Genomic DNA, 19,711 nt, shown 5'->3' on the forward strand with positions numbered 1-19,711 from the left:
ACCGGTGCCGTACCGGCCCGCGGACGGGCCGGACGGGTCGGCCGGACCTGGCGCGGGCCGGCCGGGGCGGTCAGTGCCGCGGCTCCCGCGGCAGGTCCTCGGGGTGGAGCAGCGTCAGATCGTCGGTGTCCGGGTCGTCGAGCTGGGCGACCCGGCCCGCGTGCCGCTCGACCATGGCCTCGAAGGTCTGCCGCGCGGTGCGGCCGTTGCCGAACGTCGGCCCCTTGGGAAGCCCGGCGAAGTACTTCAGCAGCGCGTCGGCCGTGCCCTCGGCGAGCTGGTACTCGTGCTCCTCGGCCTGCTGACCGACGATCCGCAGCAACTCCCCGGGCGTGTAGTCGCCGAAGGTGATGGTCCGTGAGAAGCGGGAGGCCACACCCGGGTTGGTCTCCAGGAAGCGCTTCATCTCCGCGGTGTAGCCGGCGACGATGACGACCACCTCGTCGCGGTGGTCCTCCATCAGCTTCACCAGGGTGTCGATCGCCTCCCGGCCGAAGTCCCGGCCGGAGTCCTCGGGCGAGAGGGCGTACGCCTCGTCGATGAACAGCACGCCGCCGCGCGCCCGGTCGAACGCCTCCTGGGTGCGGATCGCCGTCGAGCCGATGTGCTCGCCGACCAGATCCACCCGGGAGACCTCCACCAGATGACCGCGCTCCAGGACCCCGAGGGAGTGCAGGATCTCCCCGTAGAGCCGGGCGACCGTGGTCTTGCCGGTGCCGGGGGACCCGGTGAACACCAGATGCCTGCGCGCGGAGGCCGCCTTGAGACCGGCCTCCCGGCGCCTGCGGCCCACCTCGATCATGTCGATGAGGGCGCGCACCTCCCGCTTGACGCTCTCCAGGCCGACCAGCGCGTCGAGCTCGCCCAGCACCTCCTTCGCCGGCCGCGCCTCCATGGCCGGCCCGCCGGAGGCCTCGCCGGAGGAAGCCCCGCCGGCCGCGGACGCGGGGGCCGCGGCGGCGGGGGGCGCCGTGGCGGCCGACTGCTGGGGTATGCCGCCCAGCAGGCCCGCGGTCCGGACGGCCGGGGAGGCGGGCGGCTCGGGCTCGGACGTGACCGGCGCCGAACTCCGGTCGCTGGTGCAGTCCTCGGCGACGGGCCCTCCGTCGGCGAACTCGTAGCCCCCGCGCGCACAGCGCTCGGTGCGGCAGCGGCGCAGCGTGGTGCGGCAGCCGTCGATCACATGGAAGCCGTAGCCGCCGGAGCCGGTCACCCGGCAGTTCGAGAAGGTGCCGCGCCCCTCGGCGGAGACGTAGAAGCCCGCCTCCGCCGGATCGGTCACGGTGCAGCGGTCGACCTCCGGATCGGCGCCCTTGGTGACGATCACCCCCGTCCCGGCGGCGTCGATCGTGCAGTTGGCCAGCGTGCCGCCGCTGCCGTGGTCGCGGAACCAGGCGCCGGTGGCGGCCTCCCGGATGCGGCAGTCGTCCAGCTGGACCGTCCCGCCGTCGCTCACCGACACCGCCGTGTTGCGCACCTGCGCCAGATCGCTGTCGAGGACGTCGGCCCGCGAGCCCCGGTCCAGGACGAACAACGCGTCCGGCACGTCGTGGACCCGGCAGGAGTCCAGCAGCGCCGAGGCGCCGTCGCTGACCCACACCGCCGGATAGTCGCCCGTGCTCTCCTGGATCTCGCATCCGTTGGCGTCCACGCGGGTGCCCGGGTCCCACACCGACAGGCCGTTGCGGCCGAAGCGGCGCACCGTGGAGCGGGTGAGCGTCAGCACCGAGCGCGAGCGCAGGTCGACCGCGTTCTCCGGGATGTCGTGGATCTCGCAGTCGGCGAGGGTGAGCACCGCGTCGGTGTCCAGGGTGACGCCGTCGGCGGAGGTGCGGTGCACCCGGCACTCGGTGAGGTTCCCGACCGCCCGGGAGGCGACCCGCACCCCCGCGCCCTTGATCTCGTACACCTCGCAGCCCACGGCGTCCACCGCGCTGCCCTCCCCGGACAGCGACAGCCCCGCGCCCGAGGCGTGGTGGACCCGGCAGCGCTCCAGCCGGGGATGGGCGCCCTCGTGCACCGCGATGCCCGACTGCCCGGCCGCGACCACCTCGCACTCCTCGAACAGTCCGCCCGCGCCCCCGCCGACGCCGATGCCCACCCCGGCCGGGTTGTCCACCGTGCAGCGGCGCAGGGTCGGCCGGGCCCCGGAGCGCACCTCGATGCCGGAGGCCGACCGCGTCACCACCCGCAGCCCGGAGAGCTCGGCCACGCAGTCCTCGACCAGCAGCGCGGGCGCCGCGGCGTCCTGGCCCTCGATCTGCAGGTCGCGTACGACCGCCGCGGCGCGTACGGTCAGCGCCACCCCGTCGGCGGGGGCCAGGCGCACCGAGCCGCCGTCGGGTCGCTCGGGACCGCGCAGGGTGACGGCGCGTTCGATCACCAGGTTCTCGCGGTAGGTGCCGGGGGAGACGGTCAGCACATCGCCGTCGCCGGCGGCGAGGAGGGCGGCGGAGATGGTGGCGTAGTCTCCCGTTCGGCGCCGCCACCGCGACGAGCTGGTGTGCGTCACCTGGACCAAGCCCTGTGCCATGGACCGCCTTGCCCCAAACCTCGTGCGAACCTCGATCGCGCTGCCGCGCGCATCCGGATGCACCACCGTAGCGTGTGCCGGACCGATGGGATGACCGGTCCGCCCGCCACGGCGGAGGCGGGCGGACCGTGTGCCTGCCCTGGCCCGATTCGGGCCGGATTGGCGTCAGTTCGACCTTCCGGTACGCCCCCAGTCGGGGCCCACCCGGGCCCACTCCTGTGCCCAGCGCGCGTAGCGCCGGGCCAGCAGTCGCCGCACCAGCAGTCGCCGTACGCTCTCCACCAGGCCGGCCGCCGCCACCGCCGTACCGAATCCGGCCAGGGCGGCGTGCGAGGACGCGGTGGCGGCGTCCATCGGACGCGCGGCGATCTCGCCGTGGGCGTCCACCCACACGCGCAGCCGGTCACCGGGCTCGGTCGGGCGGTCGGCGACGACCGTGCCCGAGTGGGTGCGGCCGTCGACCGCCGTCCAGGTGGCGTTCACCCGGTGGCCGGACTCGGCCTCGGGGCCGTCGGCCGCGGGCGGCGTGCTCTGGGCCGCCGTCGCCCACACCTGGTGCCGCTGCCGCTGCTGCTCGCGCACGACGCCCATCAGGGTCTCGTGCGCGGTCCGAGTACCCCACAGCGCGACGGCGGGTGCGCCCAGGGTCATCAGCAGGACGGCGGCCAGCGCCAGCCAGCCCTCCACACGGTCGGTGGTCCGGTACAGCGGGTTGACCCGCCACCGCCACAGTCCGGCGATCGCTCGCACGATCGCTCACCCCCCTCGCCGCCACCGGTCGCCGTCCGCCCGGTCTCGCGCGGCAGCGGGTGGACGGGGTGAGGACGACGGCACGGAAACCGCGCGGGCCGCAGGCCGGGGCGGCCGGTGACGTCGTCCCTCTTCCACGGGCGAGCTTATCGGCACCGGAGCGCACTGCACAGCCGCCCAGCAGGCCCGCAAGGAGTGAAAGGAGGAGGTGGGGAGGGTACCCGGGCGCCCCCGGTCCGGCACGGCGCCCTCCGGGGGGCACCGGGATCCCGGCCCGCCCGTGGCGGAGGCCGGGATCCGTACACCCGCCGCGGTCCGAGCGGACCGCCCGCCCATGGAGGCGTGAGGACAGTGAACCGCTCCGCCCAGCTCCCCGTCGTGGTCGGCGTCGACGGCTCGGACCACTCCCTGCGCGCCCTGGACCGGGCGGTGGGGGAGGCCGTGCTGCGGGGTGCGCCGCTGGAGGTCCTGTGCGGCGCGTCCGCCCACCGGCTCGCGCCCGACGGCGCTCCCGGCGCCTCCGGTGTCCTTGGCGCCGCCGGGGAGGCCGAGGCGGCCGAGGCGGCCGACGAGGAGCGCCGGCGGGCGCTGGCCCGACAGGCCCGGCAGATCGCCGAGTCGGCCGCCGAGCGGGCCAGGGAGAGCGCTCCGGGGCTGGAGGTGGAGCCGTCGGCGGTGGACGAGAACGCCGTCGCCGCGCTGGTGCGTGCCGGGAGCCGGGCCGCGCTCACCGTGGTCGGCACCCGCGGCCACGGTGGTTTCACCGGACTGCTGCTGGGCTCGGTGAGCCTGCGGGTGGCGGCGCACATCGAAGGCCCCCTGATGGTCGTGCGCGGCGACAACGAACGCCCCCGGCACACCGTGGTCGTCGGCGTGGAGTACGGGACGGACACCGACGCGGCGCGCTACGGCTTCGAGGAGGCCGAACGGCGGGCGGCGGCGCTGCTCGTCCTGCACGCCTGGGAACTGCCGGTCTACCCAGGCGTCATGGTGCCGCCGCCGACCCGGGTGCTGGAGGAGATCGCCGAGGAGCAGGCCCGCTACGAGGAGAGCGTGCCGATGGACGCCGTCGCCGGGCTGCGCGAGGCGTACCCGAACGTCGACGCCCGGGCCGAGACGGTGTACGCCGGGCCCGGCCACGCGCTGGTCGAGGCCAGCGCGGCCGCCGATCTGGTCGTTCTGGCGGCGCACCGCCGCCACCGCCTGTTCGGCATGCGCCTGGGAGCGGTCACCCACGCGGTGCTGCACCACGCCCACTGCCCCGTGGTGCTCGTCCCCACGGCGGCCTGACCGCCCCGTGCCGCCCCGGTCCGGCCCCGGCCTGTCAGCCCGGCCAGCGCCAGTCGGCGACCTCGGGCAGGTCGGTGCCGTGCTCACGGATCCAGCCGTGGTGCCGCTCGCGGGCCTCCCGCACCGACTCGCGCAGCTCCCCGGCCCGCTCCGTGAACCCCGGCGCCCGGTCGATCACGTCCATGACCAGCCGGTAGCGGTCCAGGTCGTTGCGGACCACCATGTCGAAGGGAGTGGTGGTCGCCCCGCTCTCCCGGTAGCCGCGCACATGCAGCCGGTCGTGGAGGCCGGGCCGGTGGGCGATCCGGTGGACCAGCCACGGATAGCCGTGGTAGGCGAAGACCACCGGCCGGTCACGGGTGAACAGCGCCTCGAACTCCGCGTCCGGCAGCCCGTGCGGATGCCTTGAGGCGGGCATCAGCCGGGCGATGTCCACGACGTTCACCACCCGCAGCGCCAGTTCGGGCAGATGCTCGCGCAGCAGCGAGGCCGCGGCCAGCGCCTCCTGGGTGGGCACGTCCCCGGCGCAGGCCAGCACCACGTCCGGCTCCCGTCCCGGCCGCTCGGTCCCGGCCCACTGCCACACCCCGGCGCCGCGCTCGCAGTGCTCGCGGGCCTGCTCCGGCCCGAGCCAGTCGAAGCAGGGCTGCTTGCCCGCGACGACCACGTTCACCGTGTCCGTCGTCCGCAGCACGTGGTCGGCCACGCACAGCAGAGTGTTGGCGTCCGGGGGGAAGTAGGCGCGCACCACGTCGGGACTCTTGGTGAGCACATGGTCGACGAAGCCGGGATCCTGATGGGAGAAGCCGTTGTGGTCCTGCCGCCACACATGAGAGGTCAGCAGGTAGTTCAGGCTCGGGACGGGAGCCCGCCAGGGCACCTCGCGGGCGCTCTGCAGCCATTTGGCGTGCTGGGTGACCATGCTCGCCACGATGGTGGAGAAGCCCTCGTAGGAGGTGAAAAGCCCGTGCCGCCCGGTGAGGGTGTAGCCCTCCAGCCAGCCCTGGCACAGATGCTCGGAGAGCACCTCCATCACCCGGCCGTCGCCTCCGAGGTTCCGGTCCGTCGCCAGCGAGTCGCCCTGCCAGGCGCGGGAGGTGGCCTCCAGGACGTCCTGGAGGTGGTTGGACTCGGCCTCGTCCGGGGCCGTCAGCCGGAAGTCGCGCCGCCCGGCGGTGTCCTCGAAGACCTGCCGCAGCATGCCGCCCAGCACCCGGGTCGGCTCGTGGGAGGAGGCTCCGGGCCCGTCCACCGGCACCGCGAAGGCGTCCGGGCCGCGCAGCGGCAGCGGCCGCCGCAGCCGGCCGCCGTCGGCGTGCTTCGAGGCCCCCAGCCGCCTCTCCCCGCGCGGTACGTGCGCCAGCACCCCGGGCAGGGGGCGGCCGGAACCGTCGAACAGCTCCCCGGGCCGGTACGAGCGCAGCCACCGCTCCAGCGCACGCAGCCGGCCGGGATCGTCGCGCACGTCCTTCACCGGGATCTGATGGGAGCGCCAGGTGTCCTCCACGGGGGCGCCGTCCACCTCCCGGGGCCCGGTCCAGCCCTTGGGGGTGCGCAGCACGATCGCCGGCCAGCGGGGCCGTCCGGCCGCCCCCTCCTCACGCGCGGCCCGCCGGATCGCTGCGATCTTCTCCAGCGCCGTGTCCAGGGCGGCGGCCAGGGCGCGGTGGACCTCGGCCGCGTCGGTGTCCGGGGCGGCCGTCACGTACAGCGGCTCGTGGCCGTAGCCGCGCAGCAGGGCGTCCAGCTCCTCGTGGGGGATGCGGGACAGGACGGTCGGGTTGGCGATCTTGTAGCCGTTGAGGTGCAGGACGGGGAGCACCGCGCCGTCGTGCACCGGGTCCAGGAACTTGTTCGAGTGCCAGGAGGCGGCCAGCGGCCCCGTCTCCGCCTCGCCGTCCCCGACGACGCAGACGGCCACCAGGTCCGGGTTGTCCAGGGCGGCCCCGTAGGCGTGGGACAGGGAGTGCCCCAGCTCCCCGCCCTCCTGGATCGAGCCGGGCACCACCGGGGAGGTGTGGCTGGGCAGCCCGCCGGGGAAGGAGAACTGTTCGAACAGCCGCGCCATCCCCGCCTCGTCGCGTCCCATACCGGGCCACAGCTCCCCGAAGGTGCCCTCCAGCCAGCTCCCCGCCAGCACCGCGGGGGCACCGTGCCCCGGTCCCCACACGCACAGCGCCTCCAGGTCGCGGGCGCCGATCATCCGGTTCAGATGGGTGTAGACCAGGGCCAGGCCCGGACAGGTGCCCCAGTGGCCCAGCAGCCGCGGTTTGACGTGCTCGGGCCGCAACTCCTCACGCAGCAGCGGATTGCCCCGGAGGTAGAGCTGGCCCGCGGCCAGGTAGTTCATGGCGCGCCAGTGCGCGTCCAGCTCCGCGCACTCGCGGTCGGTGAGCGGGGGGTGCGTCTGCATGGGACCTCCGGTCATGGCTCGGTCGTCTCTCGGGTCGCCGCTCGGCCCGTCACTCGGCTCGTCACTCGGCCCGTCGCCCGGCCCGTCGCCCGGCCCGTCGCCCGGCCCGTCGCCCGGCCCGCGGACCGGCCGGGTCTCAAAGGGCTTCGGGGCCCTTCGGGACATGCGGCGCCTGTGGCCCGTGTCCCCTGCACGCGGTCGGCCACACCCGTACGCGCCGCCCGGGCGGGGGCCGCGCCGTGCCGAGCCCCGTGACGGGCCCCCGCGGGCGACACTCCGCGCCCCGCCGTCCGGTTGCCGCGGCGCCCTCCCCGGCAGCACGATGGCGGCGTGTTCAGACAATGGCTGGCGCTGGAGGCGGGCGCGGACCCGGCCGAACGGGCCGGAGCGGTGCGCCGCGCCCACGAGGCGTTCCTGTCCGGGGAATCGGTCGGCACGCCCGTGCGCGGCCTGATAGCCGACTCCTGGCGGCGTTCGGCCAGGGCGTCGGTCGCAGTGGACCGGGTGGCCTCCGTGGACCTCGCCGACGACGATCTCGCGGCCCACCGCCGGGAGCACCCCCTGGGCCGGGTCATGCCGCTGTTCCGGGAACTGCTGGGCGGCATCGTCGAGGACGGCGCCCATCTGCTGTCGGTCTGCGACGAGCAGGGCCGGATGCTGTGGGTGGAGGGCCACGCGGACATCAGACGGCGCGCGGAGCGGATGAACTTCGTCCCCGGCTCCCGCTGGTCCGAGCCCCACGCCGGGACCAACGCCCCGGGCACCGCGCTCGCGCTCGGACACCCGGTGCAGATCTTCGCCGCCGAGCACTACTGCCGCCCCGTCCAGCCCTGGACCTGCGCCGCGGCCCCCGTCCACGACCCGCGTACCCACCGGGTGCTGGGCGCCGTGAACATCACCGGCGGCGACCGTCTGGCCTCACCGCACAGTCTCGCCCTCGTCCAGGCCACCGCCCGGGCGGCCGAGGCCCAACTCGCCTCCCTCGTCCCGGCCGGCGCCCCGGCCCGTCTCCTGGAAGTCCTGGGCCGCGACGGCGCCCTGCTCCACAGCGGCCGGTCCGAGGCGCCGGTACGGCTGGGGGTGCGGCACAGTGAGATCGTGCTGCTGCTCGCCTCCCACCCCGACGGGCTCTCCGGCGGCCGGCTCGCCCTGGAGCTGTACGGCGAACGCGACGTCAGCCCCGTCACCCTGCGCGCCGAACTCTCCCGGCTGCGCGGGGTGCTGGGCCCGCTGCTGGCCTCCCGCCCGTACCGGCTGACCGCCCGGGTGCGCACCGACTGCGACACGGTCGCCGAGGCGGTGGGCGCCGGCGACCTGCCCACCGCGCTGGCCGCCTACCGGGGTCCGCTGCTGCCGCTGTCCGAGGCGCCCGGGGTGGTGCGGACGCGGCGGATGCTGGAGGACGGGCTGCGGCGGGCACTGCTCGCCCGCCGGGATCCGGAACTGCTGGACACCTGGGTGCGCACTCCCTGGGGGGAAGACGACCTGGAGGCCTGGGAGGCCCTGGCGGGCGCGCTGCCCCCGGAGGCCCGGGCGGTGCCCGGCGCCCGGCTGCGGGCTCTGCGCGACGCCTACGGGATCGACCCCCCGCGGGGTTCGGGCGCCCCGCGCCGCCCGGACGCAACGTTCCCGCAACCCCCCGTTGCCTAACGTGGCGCTGCGCCTTCGCCGTTCGGCCGCCCACGGGCGGACCGTCGCGGCGGAGCCTTCTGTGTTCCGTTCCATGGGGACGCCTTCGGAAAGGCTCCCGGCCGCCCGGCGGCGTCCGGGCCCTGCCCGGGCCGATCGCCCCGTGGTCGCCGGCGCCGGGAGGGGCCGCCCGCGCTCGGGCGGTGCGCATCCGGGAGCGGGGCGTGGAGCGGCGCTCCTCTCCCGGACGGCCAGGGTGGCACGGCGGGGCCGCACGACCTGCTTGACGGCGAGCAGGACGAACGGTGTCCGGTGGGGACCCCGCGTCCGCGGGGCCCCATCCCGCCCCGCCGTGCCGCCCGCGCCCTTCAGCCCAGGACTTCGAAGGGGTCGCCCGTGCGCAGGGTGCCGGTGTTCTCGGGGACGAGAAGCTGCCCGAACAGCAGCCGATCGCCGAAGCGGCGGTGCCTGGCCAGGGTGCGCAGCGGCTCCTTGCCCCGCTCGGCCGTGGCCTGGTCGGTCGTGGTCACCACGCAGCGGCCGCAGGGCTTGGCCACCCGGAAGGACACCTCGCCGATCCGGATACGGCGCCAGCCGTCCTCGGACCAGGGGGCGGTGCCCTCGACGACCACGTTGGGCCGGAAGCGGTCCATCGGCAGCGGACCCTCGTCCGGGTGGTCCCCCTGCTCTATCAGCAGGTTGAGGGCGTCCAGCGACGACACCGTGGTGAGCAGCACGGGGAACGCGTCGGCGAGACTGACCGTTTCGCCCGGGCGGCCGTGCGAGGAGGTGACCGGGCGCCGGTGCTCGGGCGCGTCCATGTGGACCAGTCGCGCCTGTGTCCCCAGATACGCCGTCAGCCAGTCGTGCGCCTCACCGGACGCGGGCACCGCCTCGACCTTGGTGTTCCACATCTCGAACACGTCGGTGCCCGAGGCAGGGTCGGGCACCTCGACGGTCAGCGGCGGCATCCCGGGGGCGGACAGCAGGAGACCGCCGCCGGGCAGCGGCTCGGCGGCGGCCCGCGCGAGGCGCGGATGCCCGCGCTGGGTGAGCGGTGCGCCGTCGGGACCGGCCGCCATCCAGCGCCGGTCCCCCGACAGTCCCCATGGCTCCACGACGGCACGGGCGGTGCCGACACCCGCGAACGACTTCACCGGGTAGAGGTTGAGCGCGGCCAGTGTGGACGTGGTCATGCGCCCATCCTGCCACCCGGGTCGGACAGTCGGCGGGTCAGTAACCACGCCCCTGGTACGAGTGGCCGTATGACTCCTCGTAGGAGCCGGGGTACGGGCTCTGGGCGGGCACCGGGCGGGCGGCGACCGGACGCATCTGCTGGGGCTGCGGCTGCTGCGGGTAGCCGTACCCCCCGCGCGGCGCGGCGGCCTGCTGCGGGATGTACGGCGCGGGCGCCTGCTGCAGCGGTGCGGGCTGCTGGACCGGTGCGGGCTGCTGGTAGGCCGGGGCCGGGTAACTCCGCGCCGGCTGCGGCTGGTAGGAGGGCCCCGACGGCAGCGCGGGCAGCGCGGCCGGGAGGGCGGGCAGGTGGTCCGAGGTCTCGTACGGGGACGCCGGAACGCGTATGGGCGCGATCTGAGGGGTACCCCGCTCGGCGACCAGGCTGTCGTAGATCGGGGTGTCAGCGAAGGACGGCGCGCTGTAGTAGCCACCGCCATAGGTGCTGCGGGGGGACGTCATACTCATAAGTTAAGCCCACGATGTGCCGGTTGGGGAGAGCGAAAAGAAGGTCATTTGACGGGCTCTGCGCGGTCATCGGCCGCGGCTGCGGCCAAAGACGGAGAAAACGGTCATCCCGTCCGTCCTGAGGCCGGGAGGCCGGCGGAGCGCGGCGGGCGCGGACGGCCCGGTCACGGAAGAGGGGAGCACGACCATGCTCAAAGGCGCCAATGTCCGGGTTCCAGCGGACTCGGTCAGGGTCGAGGTGGGGTGGCGCACCGGGCCGGGGGTGCCCGACGTGGACGCCTCGGCGCTGCTGCTGGCCTCCTCGGGCAGGGTCCGCTCGGACGACGACCTCGTCTTCTACAACCAGGCGCACCACGCCTCGGGCGCCGTGCGCCACGAGGGCAAGAGCCCCGCGGGCGGCGCCGTGACCGACACCCTCGCGGTGGACCTCGCCCGCGTCGAGCCCGCCGTCGAGAGGATCGTCGTCGCCGCCTCCGCGGACGGCGGGGACTTCGGCCGGGTGCCGGGGCTGTGCGTACGGGTGCTCGACGCGGCCGGCGGAGCCGAACTCGCCCGGTTCGACAGCCGGGACGCCACCGTCGAGACCGCCTTCGTGCTCGGCGAGCTCTACCGCCGGCAGGGCGCCTGGAAGTTCCGGGCCGTCGGGCAGGGGTACGACAGCGGACTGGCCGGCCTCGCCACCGACTTCGGGATCACCGTCGACGAGCCGCGGGCGCCGACCCCCTCCGCCCCCGCACCGGCGGCCCCCGTCGCCACGCCGACGCCGCGGCCGGAGCCCCGGCCGGTGCGGCTGAGCAAGGTCACCCTGACCAAGGAGGCGCCCACGGTCTCCCTGGCCAAACAGGGCGGCACCTCCGGCGCGATGCGCGTCAACCTCAACTGGCGGACCCGCAGGCAGTCCGGGGGCTGGGGGAGCAGGCTGAGCCGGGCCCTGGCGCCGCAGACCGGCCTCGATCTGGACCTGTGCGCCCTGTACGAGCTCACCGACGGCAGCAAGGGAGTCGTCCAGGCCCTCGGCAACGCCTTCGGCGCGCTGCACCGGCCGCCGTACGTCCACCTCGACGGCGACGACCGCACCGGCGCCGTGGAGACGGGCGAGAACCTCACGGTCAACCTCGACCACAAGGACAGATTCCGGCGGCTCCTGATCTTCGTCACGATCTACGAGGGCGCCCGCAGTTTCGCCGGCCTCCACGCCACGGTGACGCTCACACCGCAGCACGGCGCGCCCGTCGACTTCTCCCTCGACGAGTGCGACCTCCCCTCCACCGTCTGCGCCCTGGCGCTGATCACCAACGACGGAGGCGATCTCACGGTCCGGCGCGAGTCGCGCTTCCTGGTGCCCGAGCGCGGGGTGAGCCCGCAGCGGACGGTGGACCAGGCCTACGGCTGGGGCATGCGGTGGACACCCGGCCGCAAGTGATCTCCCCCGGGCGGCCTCCCGCGCACGACGCGGGCCGGGCCGTCCGGCGGGCGCCGCGCCCGTCCGTGCCCGTACGCTGTGCTCCGTGAGAATCGCGCTTGTGGACTCCGGGATCGGCTTGCTGGCCGCCGCGGCCGCGGTACGGCGTGCGAGACCCGACGCCGACCTCGTCCTGTCCTCCGACCCCGACGGCATGCCCTGGGGGCCGCGGACCACCGACGACATCACCGCCCGCGCCCTGGACTGCGCGCGGGCGGCCGCCGCGTACGGCCCCGACGCGCTGATCGTCGCCTGCAACACCGCCTCCGTGCACGCCCTGGAGGTGCTGCGCGCCGAGCTGGAGCCGGCGGTGCCGGTCGTCGGCACGGTGCCCGCCGTCAAGCCGGCCGCCGCCGCGGGCGGCCCCCTGGCCGTCTGGGCCACCCCCGCCACCACCGGCAGCCCCTACCAGCGCCGCCTCATCGCCCGGTTCGGCAACGGCGCCGAGATCACCGAGGTGCCCTGCCACGGGCTGGCCGACGCCGTGGAGAAGGGCGACGAGGCCGCCGTCGACGCGGCCGTCGCCGCGGCCGCCGCCCTCACCCCGCCCGCGGTGCGGTCCGTGGTGCTGGGCTGCACCCACTACGAGCTGGTCGCCGAGCGCATCCGCGCCGCCGTCCGCTCCCCGGCGGCCCCCGAGCCGGTGCTGTACGGCTCGGCCGCCGCGGTCGCCGCCCAGGCACTGCGGCGCGTCGGCGCGGAACCGGACCCGAAGGCGCCCCCCACCGGCACCCTGACCGTCCTCCACAGCGGCAGGCCCACCGGGCTGTCCGGCCCCGCGCGCGGCTACGCCGAGGGCCGGCTGCCGGCGGCGGAGCACGCCGTACGGACCGGCTGAGAGAGGTGGCCGAGCGGGACGGCCGACCGGGGACGGCCGGGCGTCCGCCACCCGCCCGCGCCCCCGTGTCCCCCGCGACCCGCCGCGCGGCCCCCTACGGGACGTCTCTGCCCTCCCCGGCGGTCGCCAGCCCCACCAGCAGCCCCGCGCCCATGGTGACCTGGCTGAAGCTCAGGGCGTTGCCCACGCTCGCCACCGCTGCCAGCCCCGTGAGCGCCACGCCCGCCGTCAGCACCACCGGTGTCGGGCGCGGCGACCGGTACAGCGCGAGCAGCACCCAGCCGAAGGCGGCGCCCATCAGCAGCACACCGGGCACCCCCTGTTCGGCCGCCGTCTGCAGCGGCGCCGAGTGCGGCTTGCCGTCCGGGACGGCACCCTGCTCGGCGGCCCGGTTCAGCGCGCCGAACCGGTCGGGCCCCGCGCCGTGCACCGGATGCTCCGCCGCGAGCGCCGCGGCCTCCCGCCACAGCACGATCCGCTGCGAGGTGAGCGCCTCCTGGAGCGGCCTCTCCAGCGCCGGCGGCAGCGCGCCGCCGGCCACCGCCCAGACGGCGCCCACCACGGCCGCGGCCGCCACCGCCAGCGCGGCCAGCGCCGGCAGCCTGCGGCGCACCCGGCCCGCGGCCAGCGAGCACAGCAGCACCCCGAGCGCCGCGGCACACCCGGCGGGTGAACCGGTGGCCAGCGCCGCCGCCGCGACCACCAGGGCCAGCGTGTGCAGCAGCCGCCGCGACCGCGCGCTTCTCGCCGCCCACGCGGCGCAGCACGCCGCGCCCGCCGCCAGCACCGCCAGCGCGGCCTCGGCACCCGCCCGCCCGGCCGGCACGGTGGCCGACGGATCCGGCAGCGGGAGGGCGGGGGACAGCAGGAGCGAGCCCAGCCCGGCCAGCGCCGCCCCGGCGGGCGCGGCGGCCGGCAGCAGGGAACCCCCGATCCGCCCGCAGGCGTATCCGGCGGCCACCGCCAGCACCGCCAGCAGCACCCCCTCCGGCCGGGCGTCCCGCCCGGCCGCGCACAGCAGCGCCCAGCCGGCGCAGCAGCCCAGTAACGCGGCGCCGGCGGTATCCGGCACGCCGCTTCGCTCCGGTGCGGCGGACAGTGATCCGAGCGCCGGTGAAGCCATCGTCTGCGACCCCCCGAGACATACGGCCGCCCGCCGGGCCCGGAGGTCCTCCGGGCGCCCGCCGCGGGCCGTGACGTGGGGCACACCGTAGCCCCTGGGACCGACACCGGGATACGCCCCGGCGGGAACGCGTCCGCCCCGGGCCCGCACGGCCGCCCGCGCCGGGTGGCGACGGGTCCGTAGGCTCGCGGCATGGCGACTCCCGACTTCATCCGCGACCTGCGCGCCGACGTGGGACGACGGCTGCTCTTCCTGCCCGGCACCAGCGCCGTCGTCTTCGACGACGAGGGCCGCGTCCTGCTCGTACGGCGGGCCGACACCGGCCACTGGTCGATCATCGGAGGCATCCCCGAGCCCGGTGAGCAGCCGGCCGACGCGGTGGTGCGCGAGGTGTACGAGGAGACCGCGGTGCGGGCCGTGCCCGAGCGGCTGGCGCTGGTGCAGACACTGGCCCCGGTCCGCTACCCCAACGGTGACGTCTGCCAGTTCGTGGACATGTCCTTCCGCTGCCGGGCGGTCGGCGGCCGGGCGCGGGTCAACGACGAGGAATCCCTGGAAGTGGGGTGGTTCGGCCCGGACGAACTGCCCCCGCTGGAGGAGTTCGCGCTGACGCGCATCGAGAGGGCGGGCAGGGACGCTCCCACGTGGTTCCAGACCACCTCGGGGCGGTGAAGTATGGGCGCGACGCACATCGGTGGAGGAACGGCCGCTGCCTAGGGTGCTGGCCATGACCGCGCCGCGAACCCCGCGTACCGTCCCCCCGCCCTCCGCCTTCGGGCCGGCCCCGGGCGCCCCCGCCGTGCCGCTCGACCTCGCCGGGCGCACCGCCCTGGTCACCGGCGCGGCCGGAGGCATCGGCAGGGCCTGCGCCCTGCGGCTGGCCGCCGCCGGCGCCGAGGTCCGTGCGGTGGACCGGGACGCCGAAGGACTGCGAAGACTGGCCGAGCGGGCACAGGGCCTGCCCGGCGCCCTGGAGCCGGTCCACCTCGACCTCACCGACCTCGACGCCGCCGAACGGGCCGCCGCCGGCACCGATGTGCTGGTCAACAACGCCGGGCTCCAACTGGTGCGCCCCGTCCATGAGTTCCCGCCGGAGGTCTTCCGCACCGTGCTGACGGTGATGCTGGAGGCCCCCTTCCGGCTGGTGCGCGGCGCCCTGCCGCACATGTACGGCCGGGGCTGGGGCCGGATCGTCAACATCTCCTCGGTCCACGGGCTGCGCGCCTCCGCCTACAAGTCCGCCTACGTCAGCGCCAAGCACGGGCTGGAGGGACTGTCCAAGGTCGTCGCCCTGGAGGGGGCCGCGCACGGCGTCACCTCCAACTGCGTCAACCCCGCCTATGTGCGCACCCCGCTGGTGGAGCGGCAGATCGCCGACCAGTCCGAGGCCCACGGCATCCCCGCCGACCGCGTGGTCTCCGAGGTCATGCTCGCCGACGCCGCCGTCAAGCGGCTGATCGAGCCGGAGGAGGTCGCCGAGGCCGTCGCCTACCTGTGTGCTCCGCAGGCGTCCTTCGTCACCGGCGCGTCCCTGGTGATGGACGGCGGCTGGACGGCGCACTGACCCGCGCCCCGGCGCAGCCGATCCGCGCCCCGGCGCACCGGGCGCACACGCCCGCGCACCGCCCCTGGCGCGCCCGTACCACCGGCAGGTATCCCTGTGCCCATGCCCGAGCACCACGCGGCCGAGCCGGCCGCAGAACCGGCCGCGGAACCGGCCACCGGACCGGTCACCGAACCGGCCGTCACGCCCGCCGCCGAATCCGCGCCCCTGGCGTTCCTGGAACTGCTCGCCCGCGGCGCGCCCGCCGAGGAGTACGAGCGGCCCGGACGACCGGACGGCTCCCCCGCGGCGGACCGCGCCCGGCTCCTCGCCCTGCGGGTGCGCTCCGAACTGGAGGGGCGCCGCAGACGCGAGGCGGAACTGACGGCGCTGTTCGCCACGGCGCACGACCTGGCGGGGGTGCGGGAGCTGGACGACGTGCTGCGCGCCATCGTCCAGCGCGCCCGCTCCCTGCTGGGGACCGAGGTCGCCTACATGACCATCAACGACCCCGAGGCCGGCGACACCTACATGCGCGTCACCGAGGGATCGGTCTCCGCGAACTTCCAGCAGCTCCGCCTGGGCATGGGGGAGGGGCTGGGCGGGCTGGTCGCCCAGACCGCCCGCCCTTACGTCACCGACGACTACATGCGCGACGAGCGCTTCCTGCACACCCGCAACATCGACTCCGGGGTCGGCGACGAGGGCCTGGTGGCGATCCTCGGGGTACCGCTGATGCTCGGCCGCGAGGTGATCGGCGTGCTCTTCGCGGCCGACCGCCGCCCCCGTGTCTTCGACCGCGAGCAGGTCGCGCTGCTGGCCTCCTTCGCCGCCCACGCGGCCGTGGCCATCGACACCGCCCGGCTGCTGGCCGAGACCCGCGAGGCGATGGCCGAACTGGAGGCCGCCAACGCCATCATCCGCGACCGCAGCGCCGCCGTCGAACGCTCCTCGGAGGTCCACGACCGGCTCACCGAACTGGTCCTGCGCGGTGGAGGCGTGGACGACGTGGCCGCCGCCGTCTCCGAGGTCCTCGACGGCGACGTGGAGTTCGCGCAACTCCCCGAAGGAGGCGGGAGCACGCCCGCCCGGGCCGTCGAACGCTCCCGCCGCGACGGTCACGCGGTGCGCGACGGCGACGCCTGGGTGGCGGCCGTCTCCGCGGGCGGCGAACTGCTGGGCGCGCTGGTGCTGCGCGGCCACCGCGAACTCGATCCCACCGACCAGCGCACCCTGGAGCGCGCCGCCATGGTCACCTCACTGCTGCTGCTGGCCCGCCGCTCGGCGGGCGAGGCCGAGCAGCGGGTGCGCGGCGAACTCCTGGACGACCTGCTGGACGCCGCCGACCGCGACCCCCGGCTGCTGCGCGAGCGCGCCGCCCGGCTCGGCGCCGACCTCGACGTCCCCCATGTCGTCCTCGCCGCCCGGCTGGACACCGACGGCGGCACGGGGCGGCGGGAGACCACCGACCGGCAGCGGCTGTGGTCGGCCGCCTCCCATCTGGCCGCCACCCGGCGCGGACTGGCGGTCGCCCGTGAGGGCGGCACCGTCCTGCTGCTGCCGCTGGCCGGCGGTGAGGGCACCGGGGGGCACGGGGCTCCGGGAGATCCGGGCGGAACGGCCCGGCAAATCGCCGCCCAGCTCGGCGCGGCCGTCCACGCCTCCGTCACCGTCGGCGCCTCCCCGCCGGTGCCCGCACCCGCCGCCGACCCCGCGGAGGTGGCCGCCGCCTGCGACGAGGCCCGCCGCTGCCTGGACACCCTCCGGCTGCTGGGCCGCTTCGGCGAGGGCGCGGCGGCCGGGGACCTGGGCTTCCTCGGGCTGCTGCTGGCCGACGGCCGGGACGTCGACGGCTTCGTCCACCGCACCCTCGGCCCGCTCCTGGAGTACGACGAGCGCCGCGGAACGGATCTGGTGGGCACCCTGGAGGCGTACTTCGCCTCCGGCTCCAGCCCGGCCCGCACCAAGGACGTGCTCCACGTCCACGTCAACACCGTGGCCCAGCGGCTGGAGCGGGTCGGACGGCTGCTGGGGAGCGACTGGCAGTGCCCGGAGAGGGCCCTGGAGGTGCAGCTCGCGCTGCGGCTGTACCGGATGTCCGCCGCCGTCGCCCGCTGACCGCCCGGAGGAACGGGCGGCCGGCGGGCGACGGGCGCGAGCGGCCTTGCCCGGCCGGATGTCAGGGACCGTCCGCGGACACCGAACCGCCGTGCGGAGCCGGGATCCTCCCGGAGTCCCCCGGCTCCCCGGGCTCGCCGATCCGCTCCAGATCCCGCATCCGGGTCTCCTTGGCCACCCCGACCGCGAGCAGGGTGAGCAGCGCGGCGGCGATCACGTACAGCGCCACCGGCGTCGAGCCGCCGAAGTCCGCCAGCAGGGCGGTGGCGATCAGCGGTGCCGGGGCGCCGGCGGCGACCGACGAGAACTGCGCGCCGATCGAGGCCCCGGAGTAGCGCACCCGGGTGGCGAACAGCTCGGAGAAGAACGCCGCCTGCGGGGCGTACATCGCACCGTGGAGGACCAGCCCGACCGTCACCGCCAGCAGCACCGCACCGAAGCTCTCGGTGTCGATCAGCCAGAAGAACGGGAACGCCCACAGGCCGATTCCCGCCGCGCCCAGCAGATAGACCGGCTTGCGGCCCCACCGGTCCGACAGCGCGCCCCACACCGGGATCGCCGCGAAGTGGACGGCGGAGGCGACCAGCACCGCGTTGAGCACCGTCTGCCTGTCCATGTCCAGGTGCTTGGTGCCGTAGACCAGGACGAAGGCGGTGATGACGTAGTAGCTGATGTTCTCCGCCATCCGGGCGCCCATCGCGATCAGCACGTCGCGCCAGTGGTGGCGCAGCACGGCCAGCAGCGGCATGGTCTCCGCCCTCGCCGCCGAGGCCCCGGCGCTCTCGGCGGCCCTGCGCGCCTCGGCCTTCGCCAGTGCGGCTTTGAAGACCGGCGACTCGTCGACCGACAACCGGATCCACAGGCCCACCAGCACCAGCACCCCGGACAGCAGGAACGGCACACGCCAGCCCCAGGAGACGAACGCGTCCTCCGACAGCACCGCCGTCAGCACCGCGAGCACGGCCGTGGCCAGCAGCTGGCCCGCCGGAGCGCCGGTCTGCGGCCAGGACGCCCAGAAGCCGCGCCGACGCGCGTCGCCGTGCTCCGACACCAGCAGCACCGCGCCGCCCCACTCACCGCCGAGCGCGAAACCCTGCACCAGCCGCAGCACGGTCAGCAGAACGGCCGCCGCGGAACCCAGCTGGGCGTGGGTGGGCAGCAGCCCGATCGCGAAGGTCGCGCCGCCCATCATCAGCAGACTGATCACCAGCAGCCTCTTGCGGCCCAGCCGGTCGCCGTAGTGCCCGAAGACCAGCGCGCCGACGGGGCGGGCGACGAAACCGACCGCGTACGTCACAAAGGCCAGCAGCGTACCGACCAGCGGGTCGGACTCGGGGAAGAACAGCTTGTCGAAGACGAGCGCGGCGGCGGAGCCGTAGAGGAAGAAGTCGTACCACTCGATGGTGGTGCCGATCAGGGACGCGGTGACCACGCGCCTGAGGTTGGAGGGAGCGGGCGGGGCGCTTGCGGGCGACGGCATCGGCACCACTTCCTGACACTCGACGGGGACGTTCGTGTGCCGCCACACCGTAGGGAAGGGCAGGTCGCGGGCGTATGTGGTGGGACACCACAGTTCCGCGCCCCGCGGTGCGCGCGCCCGCCATGCCGCGGGGCGGGCGCGCGGTCGTGGACGTTCCGTCAGGTCCCGGATGGTGCGCCGGAGTCGCTGTTGGCGTTGAATGAGGGGCGGCGGACTTTCCGAGCGGACGGGGGTGTGCGCGTTGCGCGCTGTGGTGGGCAGACCGCTGGTGTCGGCGGTCGCGGTGGTGGCCGTGGTGGCGGCCGGTGTGGGGCTGTACTGGTTCCAGCCGTGGAAGCTGTGGCAGGACGAGACCGTGCGGGAGTCGCTGCCCCCGGTCCCGAGCGCGTCCGCCCCGTCGGCGGCCGACCGGGAGACCGCCTCCGCGTCGCCCGCGCAGCCCCGGCCGCGGACACTGGCCAACGGTGATCTGATCTCCCATGAGCACGCGACGTCGGGGACGGTGCGGCTGATCCGGCTGGCCGACGGCTCCCACGTGGTGCGCCTGGAGGACCTCGACACCAGCAACGGGCCCGACCTGCACGTCTGGCTGACCGACGCGCCGGTCAAGGAGGGCCGGGCCGGCTGGGGCGTCTTCGACGACGGGGAGTACGTCAGCCTCGGCAGGCTGAAGGGCAACAAGGGGGACCAGAACTACGCGCTGCCCGCCGATGTCGACCCGGATGCTTTCACCAGCGTGAGCATCTGGTGCGACCGCTTCGATGTCTCGTTCGGAGCGGCGGAGCTGGAGCGGGTCTGACCGGGAACGAGACCGGCACGGGCGGCGGA

At 75.5% G+C, this 19,711-nt stretch carries 15 protein-coding genes; 8 read left to right on the top strand and 7 right to left on the bottom strand.

Annotated features, from left to right (window positions below; translation table 11 throughout):
* Window positions 1-70: 70 nt before the first annotated feature.
* Complete coding sequence (locus tag BM237_RS15020) at window positions 71-2,533, bottom strand: right-handed parallel beta-helix repeat-containing protein (protein ID WP_093850141.1); 2,463 nt, start codon at window positions 2,531-2,533, stop codon at window positions 71-73.
* A 165-nt stretch (window positions 2,534-2,698) separates the two neighbouring features.
* Window positions 2,699-3,283, bottom strand: a complete 585-nt coding sequence (locus BM237_RS15025) for an Rv1733c family protein (RefSeq protein WP_093850142.1) — start codon at window positions 3,281-3,283, stop codon at window positions 2,699-2,701.
* 342 nt (window positions 3,284-3,625) lie between these two features.
* Between BM237_RS15025 and BM237_RS15030 the strand changes: the two genes are divergently transcribed.
* Window positions 3,626-4,573, top strand: a complete 948-nt coding sequence (locus BM237_RS15030; RefSeq protein ID WP_093850143.1) for a universal stress protein — start codon at window positions 3,626-3,628, stop codon at window positions 4,571-4,573.
* A gap of 34 nt (window positions 4,574-4,607) precedes the next feature.
* Here BM237_RS15030 and BM237_RS15035 read toward each other — a convergent pair whose 3' ends face one another.
* The gene (locus tag BM237_RS15035; RefSeq protein WP_093850144.1) at window positions 4,608-6,986 is read right to left on the bottom strand and encodes a phosphoketolase family protein; all 2,379 of its coding nucleotides are present in this window, start codon (window positions 6,984-6,986) and stop codon (window positions 4,608-4,610) included.
* A 330-nt stretch (window positions 6,987-7,316) separates the two neighbouring features.
* On the opposite strand from BM237_RS15035, the gene BM237_RS15040 reads away from it, so the two are divergent.
* Window positions 7,317-8,636 (top strand): helix-turn-helix domain-containing protein, encoded by a 1,320-nt coding sequence (locus BM237_RS15040; RefSeq protein WP_093850145.1) that lies wholly within the window; start codon window positions 7,317-7,319, stop codon window positions 8,634-8,636.
* A 347-nt stretch (window positions 8,637-8,983) separates the two neighbouring features.
* Here the strand turns inward: BM237_RS15040 and BM237_RS15045 are convergent, their stop codons facing one another.
* Both BM237_RS15045 and BM237_RS15050 read right to left on the bottom strand, forming a co-directional pair.
* Entirely contained in the window at window positions 8,984-9,811 is an 828-nt protein-coding gene (locus BM237_RS15045) for an MOSC domain-containing protein (protein ID WP_093850146.1), read from the bottom strand.
* Between the two features lie 37 nt (window positions 9,812-9,848).
* On the bottom strand, window positions 9,849-10,313 hold the full coding sequence (locus tag BM237_RS15050; protein ID WP_093850147.1) for a DUF6643 family protein: 465 nt from the start codon (window positions 10,311-10,313) through the stop codon (window positions 9,849-9,851).
* A gap of 193 nt (window positions 10,314-10,506) precedes the next feature.
* Between BM237_RS15050 and BM237_RS15055 the strand changes: the two genes are divergently transcribed.
* Both BM237_RS15055 and BM237_RS15060 read left to right on the top strand, forming a co-directional pair.
* Window positions 10,507-11,742 carry a TerD family protein gene (locus tag BM237_RS15055; RefSeq protein WP_093850148.1) on the top strand — a complete coding sequence of 412 codons (1,236 nt, stop codon included), beginning with the start codon at window positions 10,507-10,509 and terminating at the stop codon, window positions 11,740-11,742.
* A gap of 85 nt (window positions 11,743-11,827) precedes the next feature.
* Window positions 11,828-12,619 (top strand): glutamate racemase, encoded by a 792-nt coding sequence (locus tag BM237_RS15060; protein ID WP_175541016.1) that lies wholly within the window; start codon window positions 11,828-11,830, stop codon window positions 12,617-12,619.
* Between the two features lie 94 nt (window positions 12,620-12,713).
* On the opposite strand, the gene BM237_RS15065 is transcribed toward BM237_RS15060, so the two are convergent.
* Complete coding sequence (locus tag BM237_RS15065) at window positions 12,714-13,691, bottom strand: O-antigen ligase family protein (RefSeq protein WP_245793633.1); 978 nt, start codon at window positions 13,689-13,691, stop codon at window positions 12,714-12,716.
* A gap of 243 nt (window positions 13,692-13,934) precedes the next feature.
* Here BM237_RS15065 and BM237_RS15070 point away from each other — a divergent pair, with 243 nt between their 5' ends.
* The 3 genes from BM237_RS15070 (at window position 13,935) to BM237_RS15080 (ending at window position 17,403) form a co-directional block, all read left to right on the top strand.
* Window positions 13,935-14,414 (top strand): NUDIX hydrolase, encoded by a 480-nt coding sequence (locus tag BM237_RS15070; RefSeq protein ID WP_093850150.1) that lies wholly within the window; start codon window positions 13,935-13,937, stop codon window positions 14,412-14,414.
* Window positions 14,415-14,469: 55 nt separating this feature from the next.
* A complete protein-coding gene (locus tag BM237_RS15075; RefSeq protein ID WP_093850244.1) occupies window positions 14,470-15,306 on the top strand; it encodes a 3-hydroxybutyrate dehydrogenase in 837 nt (278 codons plus the stop codon).
* Between the two features lie 102 nt (window positions 15,307-15,408).
* The gene (locus BM237_RS15080; protein WP_093850151.1) at window positions 15,409-17,403 is read left to right on the top strand and encodes a helix-turn-helix domain-containing protein; all 1,995 of its coding nucleotides are present in this window, start codon (window positions 15,409-15,411) and stop codon (window positions 17,401-17,403) included.
* A 61-nt stretch (window positions 17,404-17,464) separates the two neighbouring features.
* On the opposite strand, the gene BM237_RS15085 is transcribed toward BM237_RS15080, so the two are convergent.
* The gene (locus BM237_RS15085) at window positions 17,465-18,883 is read right to left on the bottom strand and encodes an MFS transporter (RefSeq protein WP_175541018.1); all 1,419 of its coding nucleotides are present in this window, start codon (window positions 18,881-18,883) and stop codon (window positions 17,465-17,467) included.
* Window positions 18,884-19,082: 199 nt separating this feature from the next.
* On the opposite strand from BM237_RS15085, the gene BM237_RS15090 reads away from it, so the two are divergent.
* Entirely contained in the window at window positions 19,083-19,682 is a 600-nt protein-coding gene (locus BM237_RS15090) for a DM13 domain-containing protein (RefSeq protein ID WP_093850153.1), read from the top strand.
* Window positions 19,683-19,711: the final 29 nt, after the last annotated feature.

The organism is Streptomyces mangrovi, from assembly GCF_900114215.1.
Classification (GTDB): domain Bacteria; phylum Actinomycetota; class Actinomycetes; order Streptomycetales; family Streptomycetaceae; genus Streptomyces; species Streptomyces barkulensis.